This is a genomic window from Neorhizobium sp. S3-V5DH, assembly GCF_004343065.1.
Classification (GTDB): domain Bacteria; phylum Pseudomonadota; class Alphaproteobacteria; order Rhizobiales; family Rhizobiaceae; genus Neorhizobium; species Neorhizobium huautlense.
In genome coordinates this window covers 66,455-85,076 of the sequence record NZ_SMCL01000010.1, presented here as the reverse complement: position 1 = coordinate 85,076, position 18,622 = coordinate 66,455, and the positions used below count along the sequence as shown (strand labels likewise).

The window sequence follows — 18,622 nt, the reverse complement described above, 5'->3', positions numbered from 1 at the left end:
CATTTGACCAACGCGGACATATGAGAGGTGGCAAGCGGTCATGCTAACGGCGAATTGCAATGGATACAAGGTTGACGCAGCCTCATCTTCGAAAGGGCTTCTGTTCGAATGCCCGAAATGCGGCCGTCAGGTGACGCTGAAAAAAGGGCAGATCAAAATTGCCCATTTCGCCCATAAACCGCCGACGGATTGCACTTGGGCGTCGGGTGAAACACAGGCTCACATGGAAGCTAAAACGGTGTTGCGCGACAGCTTCCGCGCACTTGGTTACTGTGCAGACTACGAGGTAGAGGTTTTATCAACCGGTGGCGACCGCCGTGCTGACGTTCTGGTCACCTCGCCAGATGGCTTGGCACGTTGGGCGATAGAAGTTCAACATACCCCGATATTGTTCGATGCGATCGAGAAGCGCACCACTGCATATTGCGCTGCCGGCATACCCGTTTTGTGGATGGGCATATTGAGCAAGAAAATGAAGGACGACGCACAATCCGTCCCAGACGGTCTGACGATCCGCCAATACACCATCCGGCCCTGGGAGAAATGGGCGCAGGCTCTTGCCTTCAAGGAACTGTGGTATCTCGATCCGGACGACAAGACTCTTTGGCGAGGTTCATTCACCGACCACCTGATCCATGTCGAATCCACGTCCTGGTACAGCGAAGGTGGCGAAGAGCAGTCTGCAGGCGGCTATTCCCGTAAATCCAAGCGTTGGCGGACGCTCAATCTGCAGGGTCCCTTTCACGCCCATCAGCTGTCGCTGGGATCAAAATGGCGCAAAGCGTGGTCGTCGCCGGTATTCAAGCTGCCCGGCGGGGTAATCGCGCAACTCGCAATCCGGTAACCGGACGCACGGGACAGCTTCACGTCTTTCAGTTTGAGGCGGCGTATTATTGCAGAGAGGCACCGGGGTGGGGGCGACCCGAAACAATCAGCAAAGCTGTCTATTGCTGCAATCACCCCCAGAAGTGATCTGGCCATAAAGGGCTGAGCCTGGCCTGTGTTCCAGTGCGATACATAGTTCGCGACAATCGTCGCCATCGCCGTATTCAAACCCGCGACCTGCGCAGGCTCCAGGACAAGCTGGTTTGCCGCCGCACGCAATTTCATGGCCGCATCGATTGCCTTTTCGGCTTCGTACCGTTCATCAACCCGATAGCGACACAGAAGGCGGGCACATCATAGGCCTTTTCCTCAGCAATCCGAGAAATCAGCCTTTCTTGAAGCTTCCTGGTTGTCTCGCGGATTAGCTTTTCGGTCGTCATAATCACCTCAGCGGGCCGTTCTCCCCGACGTTTTCGAGCCACCTCTATTACTACCGGTTGTGCTTGAATAACTGAAGCTACTGTTCTACGGCAACACAGAAATCACCTTGAGTGAGTCAGGGTAAGCGTGGGGAGATCATGGTCGAAATCGACTCGGACGAAGAAATCAGGACGAGCCTCTGCCTCGATTGCGCTCGCCACACCAGTGTAAAAAAGATTATCGTTCAAGACTGCACGAAGGGCCGGTGTGCGGTCTGCGCCCGCGACGATGTGGACGTGCGAAACCCCGATAACCTCGAACCGCTGGTGATGGTTATCAGAGCCCTGATCCGTTTTCACTACGACGAGCACGAGTACAACCCGCACTGGGGTGGCGACAGCGTCATGTCGCTATTCTATAAAGCGGACAATCCGATCCTCGAACCACCGAAATCCAACCTGTACGTCGACGATTTCGATGAGTGGTTGAATTGGCCGCCGTATCCGGACTGGGATAAGGGCATCGCGGTTTTTGCGGGGCACGACGAAGGTGGGCGAGGTATGAATTTCGCAATATCGCGCACCAATCCGGGCGAGTTCGTCGATTTACAGAGCCGCTTGCTGACGGAAAACTTTTTTCAAGTCGAACCCGACCTAGAAGCGTTCATCGCCCCATTTCTGAACGACATTGAAATCCAACTTCCGCAAGGCGAGGTCTGGTTTAGGGCCCGGTTAGGAGAAGCCGCAATATATCGGCGGTTTCCTCTAGCAGGATGGGAATCAAAGATAATCCGGATTCCTTGGCAGAACGAAGCCATCGGGGCTCCGCTCCCGCCGAAGGCAGGTTTCGGCCGCTTGAATCGTGCTGGCGTCTCGGTGATGTATCTCGCCTCCGATCCATACACGGCGGTGGCGGAGATAAGACCCCATCCGGGCCATCATATTTCCATCGGCGGCTTCAATAGCCTACAGCCAATTCGCTTAGCTGACTTCAGCCCCGACATCGGGATTTTCGCGACTAGCGATGAACGTCTATCGTTATACGCCAAGGTTCAGGCATTCGATCGTCTGATGAGCATGCCGGTCACGCCCGATGAACGAACGCCTTATCTGCTGACCCAGCTTCTGGCAGAGGTCCTTCTCCGACACGGCTTCGATGGAGTTCGTTACCGCAGCTCAGTGTCGACGGGTAGCAATATCTGCGTCTTCTACCCGGAGAAGTTTGGATTCGTTGGGGACCATTCTGAGGTGCGACGTGTCAAAGCGGTGGCATATGAGTGGGCTTCGGTTCCTTCCGAACTAGCTCCGCGACCCGACGATCGGCCCTATAATCGAAGGGTTTAGCGTTGCGTTCCAAAGGTTGATCTCATAATGTCCGCCCGGCGGCCAAAGCCGCCGGGCGGACCTCCTCTCGCAGCCGAGATAATCGAAGGCACATCAAAGCTAGGGAGAGATGCTGGACCTCGATCGCTGCAAAAATCTAAGCAGGCTCATCGAAAAGTACGCCGACAACTTCTAGGATTTGCGTCAGACGTGGCAATCCGCCGCCGCCGGATAGGCTCAACAGCACGCTTGGCGATATGCCATCTGGGTTAAGGCTTTCCAGCACAATAATCATGCCTAGCTGCCGCATGCGCTTGAAATAGCGCGCCCCCGATTCATCAACGGCGACCACGAGACGTCCGTCGAGACGGCTAAAAGCTTCAGGCGTCGTCAGCGCGTCGCGGGCTATCAAGTACTGTCCGTCAAGAGCAATCGGCTCTGCGCTGCGGCCGCTCACTGCGAAAAGCCTGGCTTTCTCCAGCAGCTTCGCGATGACGCCAAAGTCGGAAAGGGCGATAAATTCGGCATTCGCGTTAACAGGCGGCACAGGGAGCTCTCGTCCTGCAAACAGCGTCCCTACAATCTTGCGGCAGGAAAGCCTCTCGCGCGGCGCGATGATGGGCTGCGCCAGCACGTAAGGGTCGACGCTCTGGCCGGTAAGGACCGCGATATTAGGGTGAGCATCTGTTTCATTGTAACGCCGGGCAAGAAGCTTGTCACCGAATGCAGCCGTAACCAGATTGCGCTCATTGATCTTCGCGTAGTTGCTCGTGATGATCACGTCGCCAACCCCCGCGACCGGATCGAGCGTGCCCGCCGCCAGCTGATAAGCATCATGATTGTGGAGCGTGATGTCGACGGTTTGAGCGAGGTCTTCCATCGCGATCAGTCCATCGCCCGCGCGGCCGTCTGTGCGCGCGGCGGCGGCTATGCCCGTATGCACAAGTTTCAGTTTCCTGAGATCTGCTGCATTTCCGTTGGGGAAGGAAACGACATTGTCCATCCAGGGAAATAGGCGCGGTTCCCCCGCGTAAGCTTCATACTCGGCGTACACCTTGAAGCCCGTATGAATCTGGTTCTGAAGAGTCGTCTCCCAGAATATCTTTACGTCGCCCGCTTCGGCCAGACCGATCGTGCCATCGAAAACATGGTGCGATTCATTGATGATCTTCATCTGCTTGCCGCCGCCGCCCGATAGCGTCTTGTAGAGCTTGTCGAACGCGACATGGCTGAACGGCGCTACGCTGGCATCGCGCCGTTCTTTCAGCAGCTTCGCGAGATCACCGATCGTCATGTCGCATACCGTAGGTTCTTCCGCGCGTAACATGATCTTCAGCAGGTCTTCGCAGTACCTACGGACATCAGCGATATATTCGTAAGCGAGCCTGTCGTCCGAGGACTTTTGTGCTTCCGCATATGCGGCCGCTAGGGCATGACCATTGACGACCGTTGCGACCTTGCTGCTAGCATTCAGGCGGGCAAGCAAACCTTGCTGTCCGGAAAGATTCTCGATGTTGACAAGAAGCTGGAAGAACTGCCGCTCATGGGTGATGAGAACCAGCTGCGCCGCTTCGATCGTAGCTGCATCCGCATTCGCAATTCGCGCCAGCTCCTGAGCCCATTTCCTTTTGTTACGCGGATCGAACGTCACCTGGGGATCGTCGAGAAGCATCAGGGGAAATGGATTTTTGCCGAGTGCTTCAATGGTCTGCTCGCGCATCGCCAATGTGAAAGCCCAGAGAATGGCACGAAGCCAGGAACTATTGGCAACGGTGGAGGCATCGATTCGGATGCCATGGTCAAAGCTCCCTAAAACCTGAACCGATTTCTTGCCAAGCGCAGCATCCTCGAACGAAAGGCGCTCTCTGAATTGAATACGGTCAAGCACCGACTTCATGCGGCCTGACAACGCCGAGATGGAACTGGCGGTTTCCGCCGTGACGAGGCCGCGCAGGTCTTTAAGAGGTTCAAGGGCCTCAGCGATCGCTTCCCGGGTGCGCTGACCGGTCTGGATTATTAGCCAGTCCTCGGCGTGCTTCGCCGCGTCGCGGAGCGCCTTTGCCAGATCGTCAAGTGGGGCAACCTTCTCAAGGGCTTCTTCGAGTGAAGCGAGCCGACCTTCCAGACTGGACGCCGGAAACAGGCTGTTTTCGTCGGCAATGCCTTTGAGCGCGCTCCACGCATCCACGAACGACGGCCGTTCCACAGCCCACCATTCGACCAGAGCCGACACGCGCTCAGCCCGGGACAGATATGCGAGGAGACTCTGTGCTGCGTTAGGGACGTCGCCGGAAACGGCGCGGCTGACGTAGTTGAAAGCGGGCAATTTTTCCGAGAGCCCGGCGGCAGTGTTTGCAGCGAACTCCGCCATCCCCGTCAGGACCGTGGAGAAGGGCGCTTCCTCCACAAACCTTTCCCTCACGGCGCTGACAAAGGCAGTGCGGGGCTGCATGTCCGCGAGCGATGCGAAGTGCGGTACAAGCGCCGCCGGGATCGCGTCCCGGACATCTTTTTCTATTGCCGCGCATGCGTCAACGAGTTTGCGCTGCGCCGCGTCGGCTGCAACTTTCAGGTCATCAAGTTCGGCCGCCAAGGCCTTTTGATCGGGAAGCGAGAGCTTGCCTTTGCACAATGGGCAATCGGCGTCTTCATGCTCGTGGCCTGCGGGTGTGAAGTACTGGGCCGCCAATGCTTTCAGGCGAAGACGCGAATCTTCACCTTGTCGTTTGTCCCATGCGATAGCCTGCCCGATTTGCGAGCGGGCCGTCGTCAATATCGGCGAGAGCGCGTCGAAGAGGGAATCGGCATGCGCGGCCTTCAGGGCGGCCCAAGCTTCGAAGAGCGGGATGCCTTTTACATTCTGTTGCAGGACGCCGCGCGCGCCGCTGACCGCGCTCCTAATCCGGGCGCGATGATCAGGGTTCGCCGTGTCTATGTCCGAAGCGACCTCCGCCTGGAGCGCGCGCGAGTGTGTTGCCGCGAGGGCGGCAGCACCATCCGCGAGATCGCGAAGGCCCTGCGTATAAGTCCTGTTCTCACGGTCATCGGCAATCGTCAGTGCGAAACCGGCCTTGCGCGCTTCCTCGGTCGCTCGGTCGAGCGCCGTTTCCAGTTTCATTTCGATACCCTGGATACCTTTGTCGGAACCGTATTTTAGAAACCGCTTGGCTTTGTGAGAAAAAGCGGCCGCGCCTTCACCGATATCGGCGAGCTGGTCTAGGCCCGTGAGTAGCTTGACGGCCTCATAAATCGAATGACTCTTCTCGCCGAAACCTATCCTCGCAAGACGCGCCGGCATCAGCAATCCGGTTTCGATGAGATGTGGCGCTGTTCTGAGGGCGGGGTCGATCCTGCTTTCAAACTGTGGTTCGCCCACCGGTGCCGCAGTTAGCCGCCGGAACGCTTCAACTGTGTTGCCGTCATCATCCTGAAATGAAAGTCGGACCCACGCCTCAGCTGTACCGGCCAGTTTCAGCGCGTTGGGAGGAAAGGCGACCGTCGGCGGCCAGTCGCCGATCTGCACGCCCGAGTCGTTGAAAACGGGCATACGCCGCCCGTCATCCTTCACAAGACCGTCCTGGTCGCGACAGCGATAGCCCGTCAGCGCCCAGATTATCGCACTGGCGATCGACGTTTTGCCGGAACCGTTCTGGCCTTCGAGGCACCAGTTTTCCCTGTTTGCCGACAGCATGAACGGAGGGCCATCCAGAAGGTTCAGGCCCCCGAAGCCTACGGCCTCCACCCTTGTAAGTCGCCAGCATGCTCTGCCCTCAGCCGGTGTGGCGGAAGACTGCTGAGAAGCAGGGTCGAACGATGAGGTATTCCAAGCAGCAATAAGGCCCTCAAACAAATCTTCGCTGCCCGTCGCAACCTTGGTTTTGTCGGAAGACAGGAGAAAATGAAAAAGGCGCCTTGCTGCAGGCGTGGACAGCTGAATCTGGCCGGCCTTGATCTCCCCGAAGCTCTTCCAGCTGAGGGGCTCACCTGAGAGCAGTCTGTTTGTTGCCTCCGACAGTGAAACGGCCATGATTCCTCCCAGCTTCAGAAGACTAGAAGAGAAGCTCGGTGCAGGCCATCGAAAATGTCAACACCACATAACGCGCTGCGATCACAACGATAGTTATCCTAAGCTTCTCGCTGAAACCTGCCCGTCGTCAATCGGCCCCAGATCGATCATTCCTCCTCGGCGGGGGTGACGTCAGCCAATGGAGCATGTGAGATGAACGGCGTCTGTTAACAACAGGGTCGTTGGTTCGGATCCCATCAAGGCGGGCATGGAGAGACAGTTGTCGTCATAATACTTGGCTCACGCCGCCTTGGAGACCAGTGGCAGAGGAAGAACAAGCGCTATCGGGGCTACATATTCTCGCGCGTACGAATTTCGAATGGCACCATTCGGGCGAAGCAATTCGAAGTGGACGCGAGGTTTAAGCAGCACACCATTTCGCCAATCGCTTCGCTGGCCAACCGATGCAGCGGAAGAGTGATCGCAAGTTGTACTGTCCCATCAATGAGTCCCGTCCGGACCGCTTCCAATGATCCAAAACCCACAACGGCGAGCTGATCACTGCGTTCATCTTGTTTTACTGCCGAAATCGCTGCATCAAAGCCGTTACCCGAAACAAACAATCCAATCAGATCGCTATGTTGCCGCGATAGGCCCTCGGTCATCTCCTTTCCGGCCACCGGCGAGCCGGTCGTAATACTGGGATCCAGAAGTGTTAGATCAGGCCTGTACTCGCGAAAGTAGGATCGAAGCCCGATCTCGACCATCTCATGGTCACGAAAGCGAGAGTCGTCATGAACGATGCCGATTTTGCCCGGCGTCTTGCAGGCGTGTTCAAAAAACCAGCCCGCAGTCCGTCCGACTTTCCAGTATCCGGTCCCACATAATTGATATGGTTGCTCTCGGATAGCGGCGATAGAAGAGCGAAAACCGGGACCCCTTCAAGACGGATCTGTTCAAGCGCTTCGCCGACTAGGGGATGTGTGGTGGTGATGACAGCGATCGCATTGCATTCGCTGGCTAGGGACCTCGCGGTATTGATAATGCTAGGCGGAGACATGTCCTCGATATGCCTGACCAACGGCTCGACATTCCCGTGACTGGCGGAAACTGCCTTCAACGCGTCTGCAAAACACCGATAAAAGGCCCGCTCTGCCTGTGGGAGGACGAAGCCAAGTTTGCATTTTGCGGTCGCTGTTGGAGGCGGAGTTTGCAAGGCGCTTGCTTGAAACCCGATTTTGCTGGCGGCGGCGCGGACCTGTTCGCGCATGCGAGGACGGACTTGACTAGAGTCGGCAAGGACACGATTGACCGTCGCCACCGACACGCCGGCCGCGGCCGCAAGTTCTCGAATAGTCGGACGTTGCATGGGTTTACCTAACAAAATGGACTGATGTTACGGCCGTTACGTCCAGATGCTTTCCGGCGTCAGGATTTCGAATGGCACGATGCGCTGTTCAATGGAGGCGTTTTCGCGGGATTCGAGACGCCGCAGCATGACCTCGACGAGTTCCTGTGACATCCTCTCCAAGGGGTGGCATAAGGAGGCGGTGATCAAGCCTTCGCTCAGGCCTTTCCTCGTTTCAGGCCCAATGTCTCGGCACACGATATGGATTTTCCGTTGCCTCTCAGGCGACTGCTCGCGCATGGCTCGCATGACGCCAGAGATGCCCCCTCCGTTCACGAATAGACCTCGAAGATCGTTTTCCTCTTCTATCAGGGTTCGGACGATACGATACGCGTTTTCGGGCTCCTCATGAGTTAGCAGGGTCTCGCTCACACTCAGGTGCGGGGCATGCTCGCGCACATAAGACCTGAAGCTCGCGTCGGAGATATCCTGACATTGATAGCGGTTGCTTCCTATCAACGGGAACACCTTTCCAGGCTGATGTGCGGCCTGGTTGATGAACCAAGCAGCCGTGCGACCGGCTTTCCAGTTGTCCGTTCCCACGAAGCCCGCCCGGCTGGCTGCGGACAGGTCGGTGACGAAAGCGACAGCCGGCACTCCCTTGTTTCGCAATTCGTCGATCGCCTGACTGACCAATGGGTGATCGGCTGTGATCACCGCGATTGCATCGGCGCTTTCGCCCATCTTCAAGAGGTTTGCCGAAACCGCTTCCGGGGAAAGATCGTCTTCGAACACGACATTAGGTTCGATCACGACATCAGGGCGCCTCAGAGATGCCGACGTCAACGCTTCTGCCCAGAGCTGATAAAGAGGGCGATGCGATTGCTGCATGAGAAATGCAAGCGTGCGGTGGGGGAGATTGTCCCTCTTTCTTTCTCGAAGCGCTCCCAAACCATAGAAGCCGATGTCGTCCGCGGCATTGAGGATCTTCTCAACAGTATCCTGCCTGACTGTGCCGGTGCCGTGAAGAAGCCTGTTCACCGTCGATAGGCTGACATTCGAAGCTCGTGCCAAATCGGCGATCGTCGGTCTGTCCATAAACACCTCCGCAAGTGTCATTCATGAATGACATGTTTTGGAACAAAATGTTCTAACTGTCAGTATTGCAGTTTCGCTTTGGCATCTCAAGGATTAAACATCGTCCTTGCAAGTGCAGCCCTTATTGGGTGTGTTTCTGGGAGGAACAGATGAAACGCATGAAGATCTTCAGCGCAGCTATGCTGACGACCGTCGCTTTGACCATTGGCGCGACGGCGGCTACCGCCGCGAATATTTTCGTTATCGGCGGCAAGCCCGACGATCCCTTCTGGTCGATCGTGAAGAAGGGCGCCGAAGACGCCGGCATCGTGGTCAAGGAACAGGGCGGCTCCGTCACTTGGCTCGGCCCGCAGAACTACGACAACCTCGGCGTCGACGCGGCTGAGCTCATCCGCCAGGCGATCTCTCAGGGTGCGGACGCCATCGTCGGCCCCGACTGGGTTCCCGAGGCGATGGATCCCGCCTTCAAGGCTGTTGTCGACGCTAAGATCCCGCTGATCATCTACAACGCAGGCGGCCTCGATGCGGCCAATCGCCTGGGCGCGATGAACTATGTCGGAAGCGATGACTACAAAGCCGGTGTGGCTGCTGCGGAGTATTTCGAAAAGAACGGTATTAAGAGCCTAGTCTGCATCAACACGCTTCCGGGTGCCGCCAATATCGAGGCGAACTGCAAGGGGATGACCGACGGTATTACGGCGAAGGGCGGTACTGCTGATACCCTGCCGCTGCCGGCAACGTCGTTCGGCAATTCCACGGCTGTCGCGCAGGCCGTGAAGGCCTATCTCCTGCAGCATCCCGACGTCGCTGGCGTCTATACGATCGGCAATGTCGATGCGAACTCGGCAATCAACGGCATCATGCAGTCCGGCAAAAAGGACACCGTCAAGGTCGGCGGCGTCAACATGGACGAGACGATCCTGAACAACATCAAGACCGGCACGCAGATGTTCACCATTGACCAGCAGGGCTATATGCAGGGCTACATGGCGGTTTCGATCCTCAATGGCCATGTGAACTACGGCCTGACTATTCCGACCAAGGAAATCCTTACCGGACCTGGTATCGTCGACTCCTCTAACGTCGAGGCGACTCTTGCAGGTGTGAAGGCCGGCGCGCGCTGATCGCCGCGCCACATCGACAATGGCGCTGCCCGATCGAGAATGCTCGGGCAGCGGGCCGACTGTCGAATGCACCCTTAACATTTCGGGGGAAGTTTAATGGCTGTTGCCACCCAAAACAAAGTCACCGCGCTGCCGGCCGGCAGCGGATTGCGGGCGTCGGTCGGTCGACTGACCCGTCGGCCCGAAGTAGGATCATTCCTCGGCATGGTCGCGGTTTTCGTCTTCTTTGCGATCTTCGCGGGAGGGGTCTTCGTGTCCTCTGCAGGTTTCGCAAGCTGGCTGAACGTTGCTGCAGAAATCGGCATCATCGCTCTTCCCGTCGGGTTGCTGATGATCGCGGGCGAGCTCGACCTGTCGGTCGGTGCAGTCATTCCGGCGTCCTCTATCACCGTGGCCGTCATTTCCGGGTACTATGGTCTTCCGGATGGTGTGGGCATTGCAGCGGCATTGGTGATCGGCTTGGCTGTCGGTTTCGTCAATGGCTACCTTGTTCTCAAGACCGGTGTTCCCTCGCTCATCGTGACAATCGGGGTCATGTTCGCCGTCATGGGCCTGACCTTGGGGTTCGCGGTGATGCTGACCGGCTCCACCAGCACCGCCATCGTTCCTGACGAAATGGCCAGGACGCTGTTCGGACAATTCATTGCCGGGATGTATCAGGTGACGATCTTCTGGTGGATCCTTATCGCGATCGCTCTTGGATATCTGTTGCATGTTTCGCCTTACGGAAACTGGATCTTCGCCATGGGAGGCGACCGGGTGAGCGCCCGCAATGCGGGTATTCCGACAGAACGCATGACTATTGCGCTCTTTATGATCAGCGGCTTCTGCTCGGCCTTCGTCGGTGTCAGCCAGGCGATGGTTTACCAGAGCGCGCAGGTCGCGGGCGGACAGTCCTTCATTTTCAACTCCATCATGTGCGTCGTGATCGGTGGTGTTCTTTTGACCGGCGGATTCGGATCGATCGTCGGTGTGATCTTGGGCACCATCACCTTCGCGATGGTCAATCAGGGCATCTTCTTCACCAGCTTCGACCCGAATCTGGGAAGCGTCATCATCGGTGCTCTGCTGCTGGTTGCGGTTCTGATGAACGACACCTTCCGCAAGATGGCGTTGTCCTACTCCGCAAAGAAAATGAATTGAGGGGGGAAGCTATGAACCGTCCTGATATAGGAAGTCTCATTCGGCGGCCTGAAGCGGGTTCCGTGCTTAGCCTCGTCGTCGTCATCGCTTTCTTCGTCGTCTTTGGCGGAGTCCATCTTGGAAACCTCGTAGGTGCCGCCAGTTGGCTGAACTTCGCCGCAAACCTCGGCATCGTGGCCTTACCCGTCGGCCTCTTGATGATCGCGGGAGAGCTCGATATTTCGATCGGAGCGATGATCCCGGCCGGCTCCATGAGCATCGCGGTCGTCTCGGGGTACTACGAACTACCGATCCTAGCCGGCATCGCCGTCGCTCTCGGAATCGGAATCCTCGTCGGCCTGCTCAATGGTATCCTTGCCGTTCGCACATCCGTGCCTTCGCTGATCATCACCCTGGGCACGCTCGTGGCCATGCAGGGTATCGTCTTGACCGCCTCGGTGCTGCTCACCGGCAATGCCAGCGTGCCTCTGACGGCGCCCGAATGGAGCAAGACAATCTTCGGTCAACTGATCGCAGGCAAGTACCAGATCATCATCTTCTGGTGGTTGGCGGTCACGGCGGTGTATGTCGTGGTCCTTCACCATACCCGCTTTGGCAACTGGATCTATGCCATGGGCGGCGACAAGGAAAGTGCTCGTAATGCCGGCATCCCGACGCGCCGCCTGACGGTCTGGCTCTTCGTGCTCTCCTCCACCAGCGCGTCATTTGTGGGAATGTGCGGGGCGATCCTCTTCAATTCCGCGCAGGTATCCGGTGGAATGAACTACATCTTCAACGCGGTTGTCTCCGTTGTCATCGGGGGGGTACTCCTCACCGGTGGTTTCGGGTCGGCGCTCGGGATCTTCTTCGGAACCGTTACCTTCGCCATCGTTATCCAGGGCATCTACTTCACCAGTATCGACCGCAACTGGTCGAGCCTCATCATCGGCGTCATGCTCCTCTTGGCTGTGTTGATGAACAACACTTTCCGTAACATGGCGCTCACCTACGCGCCGAAAAAGAAGTGAGGCCAGGTACATGAAAACGCCGATCATGGAACTCGAGAACGTCAATAAGTCGTTCGGTCCTATCGATGTCCTCCTGAATATCAATCTGCACGTTCACGCAGGCGAAGTCCTTTGTCTGCTTGGAGACAACGGTGCGGGCAAATCCACCCTCATCAAGACCTTCGCTGGCGTCTACAAACCGACGAGCGGCACCGTGAAATTCGAGGGCAAGCCCTTGACGTTTAACAGTCCGCGTGAAGCAGCCGATATGGGCATCGCGACGGTTCACCAGTTTGGCGGTACGTTCCCGCTTATGAGCATCGGGCGTTCGTTCTTCGTCGGACGCGAACCGACGAAAGGGTTCGGCCCGCTCAGGATCTATGACCGCAAGACTGCCAACGAGATCGCCGTCAAGGCCGTTCGGGAATTCGGCATTACCCGAATCGACGATGGGGATCGTCTCATCGGTGGTCTTTCCGGCGGCGAACGGCAGTCGCTCGCGATCGCCCGTGCTGTCCACTTCGGTGCGCGGGTGCTGATCCTGGACGAACCGACTGCCGCGCTCGGCGTCAAGGAGGCGGCGCATGTGCTGCGCATCGTGCTGGAGGCCCGCAAGCGAGGGCTGGCCGTCATCTTCATCACGCACAATGTCATCCATGCGATGACGGTGGGAGATCACTTCGCCGTGCTGATCAAAGGTGAGAAAGCCGCAGATTTTCGCAAGGGCGAGAAGAGCCGCGAAGAAATCACCGATCTCATGGCTGGTGGCGAGGCGATGGCGGAACTCGAAGCCGAGATCGAAGCTCACGCGAGTGGGACTGCCTCGGTAGCCTAGCAGCGCCGACACGCGACCCCAAGACAACACGAACCGGCTCACCCGCCTTGCGGGTGGGGTGTCTCAACGTAACCATTTTTCTAGGTGACCAGTCATGAAAATCGCACTCGACCCCTTTATGCACCGCCACCTCTCGCTCGAAGAACTTCCCACGAAGGTGAAGGAACTCGGCTTCGACTGGATCGAATTGAGCCCTCGGGCAGACTTTCTGGAGTGGTTCAAGGCGCCACGTGTGTTTCCTGAACGTATCAAGACGTTCAAGAAAGCGCTGAAGGAAGCCGACGTCGGTATCGCTTCGATCCTCCCGATGTATCGCTGGGCCTCCAACGACGAGACCGAGCGTCAGGCCGCCGTCAAGCACTGGAAACGCGCCATCGAGATCGCTGTTGAAATGGAAGTCGACACGATGAATTCCGAGTTCGGCCGCGGCCCCCATCCTGACAAAGGATCATGCTATTGCTGCCACACGGGCTCGATGATCGAGGCCTGCGAGGACGCCTGGTGGCGTTCGATGGAAGAACTGGTGCCGATCTTCGAGCGCGAGGGCATCCAACTCAATGTGGAGCCGCATCCCGAAGACTGGTGCGAAACGCTGCAGCCGGCGCTCGACATCATCCGCACGGTCAATTCGAAGAGCGTCAAGTTCCTCTATTGCGCCCCGCACACCTTCTATTTCGGCGACGACACCAAGGCGATGCTTCGCGAGGCGAAGGATGTTCTCGCCCACGTTCACGTCGGCGACACGTTCAATCACAAGGCCTCTTCCGGTCTTCGCTATATTCTCAATCCTCCCGGTACTCAGGCCCGTGTCCACCAGCACCTGAATATCGGCCAGGGTGAGGTTCCGTGGGACGACTTCTTCTCCACGCTCGCCGAAATCGGCTTCGACGGGATCATGACCTCCTGCGTGTTTGCTTGGGAAGACAAGGCAGACGAATCGGGACGGTTCATGTGCAGTGAGATGCAACGCTACACAGATAAATACCGGGGGGAAAAATGACCCTTCGGGTTGGCCTCATCGGCACTGGTACGATCGGTCGGGATCATATCCGCCGACTCACACATGTCCTTTCCGGCGTCGAGATCGTCGGTGTAACGGATATCGATCAGGCCCGGGCTGCGGCTGCCGCCCCCGCGGGGGCGGAGGTATTCGCCACACCCACCGCGCTCATCTCTTCGGAAAAGGTGCAGGCGGTCATCATCTGCTCCTGGGGACCAGCCCATGAGGAGCAATTGCTTGCCTGCATCGCCGCCGGGAAGCCGGTCTTCTGCGAGAAGCCGCTGGTGACGTCTGAGGCGGCCGCGCTCCGTGTGATGGAGGCCGAAGTCAGCTTCGGCAGCCGGCTTGTCCAAGTGGGCTTCATGCGCCGTTTCGACTCCGATTATCGTCGGCTCAAGGCGATCATCGACTGCGGAGAACTTGGCGCTCCACTCCTGTTTCATTCCGTGCACCGCAATGCTTCGGTTCCCGAAGGGCTTTACACGTCGGAGATGCCGTTGAACGACACGCTGGTCCATGATGCGGATATTTCCCGCTGGCTGCTTGGCGATGAGATTGGTGGCGTCGAGGTGCGGCTGCCGAAACAATCGCGCCGCGGCGGTGATTTGCGCGACCCAGTGGTCGTGCTTCTTCACATGGTTTCCGGCGCCCTCGTGAACGTCGAGATCTCGGTGAACATAGCCTACGGCTACGACATTCGCGGAGAAGTGAGCTGCGAAAGTGGTACGGCGAGCCTGCCGCTTCGTCCGGCGACCATTATCCGCGATATCCACGGCGTTCGCCAAGCTGTTCCTGCCGACTGGCGGGAGCGTTTCAGCGATGCCTACGATCAAGAATTCCGGGAATGGATCTTTGCAGCGGGGCAGGGCACTGCGACCGGTCCCTCCACCTGGGACGGATATGCCGCGACATTGGTTGCCGACGCCGCCTTGTGGGCCGTGAAAAATCGCTCTCTGGAGCGCGTGAACATGAGGGATCGCCCGGCAATTTACGCTCCAGAACGCGATCAGCTTACTCAGACATCAATGAAATCAGCTTCCTGAAAGGCTCCAATATGCTGAACGGCGAAAAACTTATTGAACGTCCACTACGGTGGGGAATGGTGGGCGGCGGCCGGACTGGTCAGGTCGGCTATAAGCACCGCACAGGTGCACAGCGTGACGGCACGTATGAGTTGGTGTGCGGTGCGTTCGACCTCGACGCTGTGCGAGGTCGTGACTTTGGTGTCAACCTCGGCGTAGAGGCGGACCGATGCTACGCCGACTACAAGGAGTTGATCGCCCAGGAAACGACAAGAGCGGACGGCGTCGAGGTCGTCTCGATCGCGACGCCGAACTTCACCCACTACGAAATCACCAAGGCTTGCCTGGACGCCGGGCTGCATGTGATTTGCGAAAAGCCGCTGTTTTTCAGCGTCGCGGAATGCGAGGAAATCGAAAAGCTCGCCGACAGCAAGGGACTGATCGTCGGCGTGACATATGGTTTCACCGGCCATCCGCTGGTACATCAGATGGCTGCAATGGTAGCTAAGGGGATGCTTGGCGACATTCGCATCGTCGATCTTCAGTATACGCACGGCTTCAATTCTGGTGATGACGTCGGCGCATCGGAAGCCGTTAAGTGGCGCACCAATCCAAAGACCGCAGGCCCGACCTTCGTTCTCGGCGACATCGGCACACATCTCTACTACCTGTCCGAGGTCGTCCTGCCGCACCTGAAGATTGAGAAGCTGCTTTGCGACCGCAAAGCGTTCATTCCGAGCCGGGCACCGCTCGAAGACCATGCGACGGTCCTCATGCACTACGACAACGGCGCGCGCGGCCGTCTCTGGGTCTCCTCCGTTAACGCCGGCAACATGGGATCGCAGCGCTACCGCTTCGTAGGATCCAAAGCCTCCGTCGAATGGTCCGACAGCCATCCAGATCAGCTCTATTATGACATCCAAGGCGAGCCGAACCGCATCCTGCATCACGGCATGCCTTACCTCGAGGAAGAGAGCCTAGCTGTGGACCGCATGGGAGCGCTCCATACCGAAGGCCTCGGAGACAGCTGGGCAAACATCTATCTCTGGATCGCCCAAGCCATCGATGCCAGGAAGCGCAACGATGAGGCTTTCCTGAAGACCCATCACTATCCCGGCATAAAGGCCGGCACGGAAGGTGTCCGGTGGCTGGAAAACTGCGTCCGTTCGGCCGACGCCGGCTCAGCCTGGATTGACTTCAACTAGTTCAACCGGGGCGCGCTGGATCTCCTCCATCCACCTCCCGAGCGCGCGCCCCACTCTCTCGTCCAGAAAGATTGAAACGATGAAACTCTCTATTTGCACCGATGTGATGGGTGACCTTTCCTTTACCGACATGCTCGACAAGTGCGTCAAGCTCGGCGTCGAGGGCATCGAGATGACCGGCGGCGGCTGGTCGCGCGCGCCGCATTTCCGAGCCGACGAGCTGCTGGAAGACAAGGGACTGCTGAGAGCCAGGCTCAAGGAAATCGAGGCCCGCGGCCTCGAAATCGCGGCGCTGAATTGCTCGGCAAATCCACTCGATCCGGGTGATATGGGCAAGCGGCACCGCAAGGAAATGGAACAGACGATCCGTCTTGCCGGCGAGATCGGCGTCAAGACGATCGTCACCATGTCCGGCCTTCCGGAAGCTGCCCCCGGCGATACGGTTCCCAATTGGCTCGTCTACACCAAGAGCTGGCCTGACGAGATGCCGGAACGCGACCGCTACCAATGGGAAGATCGCGCCTTTCCGCTGTGGCACGATCTGGTCAGGCTCGCCAGAGAAGTCGGCGTCGAGAGATATGCGCTCGAAAACTTCTCGGCGATGCTCGTCTGGAACCCCGAGACGCTGTTCCGCCTGCGCAACGAGGTCGGTCCGTCGGTCGGCATGAACCTCGATCCGAGCCATCTGTTCTGGAAGGGCGCCGACCCGATCGCCTCCGCCCGCGCGCTCGGCAAGGCGATCCACCATTGCCACGGCAAGGACACCCGCATCGAGCGCGGCCTCGCAGACGTCAACGGCCTGCTCGAACTCAAGGACGTCACCGACGTCGCCAATCGCACCTGGAACTATGTCGCCGTCGGCGCAGGGCATGATTTGCAATGGTGGAAGGAGTTCTTCTCGGTCGTCCGCATGGTCGGCTACAACGGTTGGGTCAGCCTCGAAATGGAAGACTTCACCATGTCGACCGACGCCGGCATCCAGTCCTCCATCGACGCGCTCCAAGCGACGATCAGCCGATGAGCCGGCCCTACAAGTTCATCATCACGATTGAACTTCGCCTTGAGACGCGGGATGAGATTCTCGCCCGCGCCCCTGAGGTGCAGGCCGCGACGAGGGCGGAGCCCGGCTGTCTCGCCTATGACTTCTTCACCTGCACCAACGATCCCGACCGGCTGGTCTTCGTCGAATCCTGGAAGGACGAGGCCGCTCACGCCTTCCATATGGAGCAGGACCACACGAAGCGCTTCATCGCCTTTCACGAGCAGTTTCACCGGTCCCTGACATTCGAAACGATCAACGCCGAGGCCTGAATGACCAAACCGATCGCCATAACCACCGCACCATGCTGCTGGGGCGTCGATGACGTCAGGAACCCGCATCTGCCGGCGTGGGAAAAGGTGCTGGACGAGGCGACAGCCGCTGGGTTTGGAGGACTTGAACTCGGTCCTTACGGCTATCTGCCGCTCGATCTGGCGATCGTTTCGGATGCTTTGAACAAACGCAGTCTCAAAGTTGTCGCAGGCACGATCTTCGATGACCTGGTTTCTCCGGGCAACAGAGAAAACCTCTTGCGACAGACGGAGGAAATCTGTGCATTGATCACAATGCTGCCGCAACCCGAAACCTATCCGGGCCAGCGTTTCAAAGCTCCTTATCTCACGGTGATGGATTGGGGTCACGACGAGCGCGACTATGCAGCCGGCCACTCTGATCGCGCACCACGTCTTGATCCAGTTGCATGGTATGGAATGATCGGCAACATCCGCGCAATCGCGACACTTGCGCGCGACCGCTTCGGGGTGCGCGTGACGATTCATCCTCATGCCGGTGGCTATATCGAGTTTGCCGACGAACTGGAGAAGATTGTCACCGACATTGCGCCTCAGCTCGCGGGACTATGCCTCGACACAGGGCACATGGCCTATTCGGGCATGGATCCGGTCGAGACGCTGCGCCGCTATTGGGATCGCGTCGATTACATCCACTTCAAGGATATTGACGCCAAGGTTTTCCAAGAAGTGATGGGCGAACGCATCCGCTTCTTCGATGCCTGCGGCAAGGGCGTCATGTGTCCGATCGGACGCGGATCCATCGACTATGCCGCAGTTCGCCGCCTTCTGACCGAGCTTGGCTATGGCGGTTACATCACTGTCGAGCAGGAGCGTGATCCGCGCAACGCCGGCAGCATTCTCGACGATCTGGCGGCGAGCCGAGCCTTCCTCCACCGAATGGGTTTTGGAGGCGTCGATGAACCGAACATTTCCGACCGGACCGCTGGAAACTAGGA

Annotated in this window: 16 protein-coding genes; 12 read left to right on the top strand and 4 right to left on the bottom strand. The window is 58.1% G+C overall.

Annotated elements, in window-relative coordinates; genetic code table 11:
* Nucleotides 1–40: 40 nt before the first annotated feature.
* Nucleotides 41–844 (top strand): competence protein CoiA family protein, encoded by an 804-nt coding sequence (locus EDE09_RS15565; RefSeq protein WP_132411528.1) that lies wholly within the window; start codon nucleotides 41–43, stop codon nucleotides 842–844.
* A 559-nt stretch (nucleotides 845–1,403) separates the two neighbouring features.
* The gene (locus EDE09_RS15560; RefSeq protein ID WP_132411526.1) at nucleotides 1,404–2,588 is read left to right on the top strand and encodes an RES family NAD+ phosphorylase; all 1,185 of its coding nucleotides are present in this window, start codon (nucleotides 1,404–1,406) and stop codon (nucleotides 2,586–2,588) included.
* 136 nt (nucleotides 2,589–2,724) lie between these two features.
* Here EDE09_RS15560 and EDE09_RS15555 read toward each other — a convergent pair whose 3' ends face one another.
* The 4 genes from EDE09_RS15555 to EDE09_RS15540 form a co-directional block, all read right to left on the bottom strand.
* On the bottom strand, nucleotides 2,725–6,594 hold the full coding sequence (locus EDE09_RS15555) for an ATP-binding protein (RefSeq protein WP_132411524.1): 3,870 nt from the start codon (nucleotides 6,592–6,594) through the stop codon (nucleotides 2,725–2,727).
* A 329-nt stretch (nucleotides 6,595–6,923) separates the two neighbouring features.
* The gene (locus tag EDE09_RS28210; RefSeq protein ID WP_245505159.1) at nucleotides 6,924–7,382 is read right to left on the bottom strand and encodes a hypothetical protein; all 459 of its coding nucleotides are present in this window, start codon (nucleotides 7,380–7,382) and stop codon (nucleotides 6,924–6,926) included.
* The gene (locus tag EDE09_RS15545; protein ID WP_132411520.1) at nucleotides 7,289–7,942 is read right to left on the bottom strand and encodes a LacI family DNA-binding transcriptional regulator; all 654 of its coding nucleotides are present in this window, start codon (nucleotides 7,940–7,942) and stop codon (nucleotides 7,289–7,291) included. The genes EDE09_RS28210 and EDE09_RS15545 overlap by 94 nt, the downstream gene beginning before the upstream one ends.
* Nucleotides 7,943–7,978: 36 nt before the next feature.
* The gene (locus tag EDE09_RS15540; RefSeq protein ID WP_132411518.1) at nucleotides 7,979–9,019 is read right to left on the bottom strand and encodes a LacI family DNA-binding transcriptional regulator; all 1,041 of its coding nucleotides are present in this window, start codon (nucleotides 9,017–9,019) and stop codon (nucleotides 7,979–7,981) included.
* A 149-nt stretch (nucleotides 9,020–9,168) separates the two neighbouring features.
* Here EDE09_RS15540 and EDE09_RS15535 point away from each other — a divergent pair, with 149 nt between their 5' ends.
* From EDE09_RS15535 to EDE09_RS15490, 10 genes are all read left to right on the top strand, one after another.
* The gene (locus EDE09_RS15535) at nucleotides 9,169–10,143 is read left to right on the top strand and encodes a sugar ABC transporter substrate-binding protein (protein WP_132411516.1); all 975 of its coding nucleotides are present in this window, start codon (nucleotides 9,169–9,171) and stop codon (nucleotides 10,141–10,143) included.
* A 96-nt stretch (nucleotides 10,144–10,239) separates the two neighbouring features.
* On the top strand, nucleotides 10,240–11,286 hold the full coding sequence (locus EDE09_RS15530; RefSeq protein WP_132411514.1) for an ABC transporter permease: 1,047 nt from the start codon (nucleotides 10,240–10,242) through the stop codon (nucleotides 11,284–11,286).
* 11 nt (nucleotides 11,287–11,297) lie between these two features.
* A complete protein-coding gene (locus EDE09_RS15525; RefSeq protein ID WP_132411512.1) occupies nucleotides 11,298–12,293 on the top strand; it encodes an ABC transporter permease in 996 nt (331 codons plus the stop codon).
* Nucleotides 12,294–12,303: 10 nt separating this feature from the next.
* Nucleotides 12,304–13,107, top strand: coding sequence for an ATP-binding cassette domain-containing protein (locus tag EDE09_RS15520; RefSeq protein ID WP_132411510.1), 804 nt, complete (start codon nucleotides 12,304–12,306; stop codon nucleotides 13,105–13,107).
* 94 nt (nucleotides 13,108–13,201) lie between these two features.
* Complete coding sequence (locus EDE09_RS15515) at nucleotides 13,202–14,107, top strand: sugar phosphate isomerase/epimerase (protein WP_132411508.1); 906 nt, start codon at nucleotides 13,202–13,204, stop codon at nucleotides 14,105–14,107.
* Complete coding sequence (locus EDE09_RS15510) at nucleotides 14,104–15,150, top strand: Gfo/Idh/MocA family oxidoreductase (RefSeq protein WP_132411506.1); 1,047 nt, start codon at nucleotides 14,104–14,106, stop codon at nucleotides 15,148–15,150. The genes EDE09_RS15515 and EDE09_RS15510 overlap by 4 nt, the downstream gene beginning before the upstream one ends.
* 11 nt (nucleotides 15,151–15,161) lie before the next feature.
* Nucleotides 15,162–16,334, top strand: coding sequence for a Gfo/Idh/MocA family oxidoreductase (locus EDE09_RS15505; RefSeq protein WP_132411504.1), 1,173 nt, complete (start codon nucleotides 15,162–15,164; stop codon nucleotides 16,332–16,334).
* 79 nt (nucleotides 16,335–16,413) lie between these two features.
* Nucleotides 16,414–17,355 carry a sugar phosphate isomerase/epimerase gene (locus tag EDE09_RS15500; RefSeq protein ID WP_132411502.1) on the top strand — a complete coding sequence of 314 codons (942 nt, stop codon included), beginning with the start codon at nucleotides 16,414–16,416 and terminating at the stop codon, nucleotides 17,353–17,355.
* Complete coding sequence (locus EDE09_RS15495) at nucleotides 17,352–17,645, top strand: putative quinol monooxygenase (protein WP_132411500.1); 294 nt, start codon at nucleotides 17,352–17,354, stop codon at nucleotides 17,643–17,645. Before EDE09_RS15500 ends, EDE09_RS15495 begins: the two co-directional genes overlap by 4 nt.
* Nucleotides 17,646–18,620 (top strand): TIM barrel protein, encoded by a 975-nt coding sequence (locus tag EDE09_RS15490; RefSeq protein WP_132411498.1) that lies wholly within the window; start codon nucleotides 17,646–17,648, stop codon nucleotides 18,618–18,620.
* The last annotated feature ends 2 nt before the right edge of the window (nucleotides 18,621–18,622 follow it).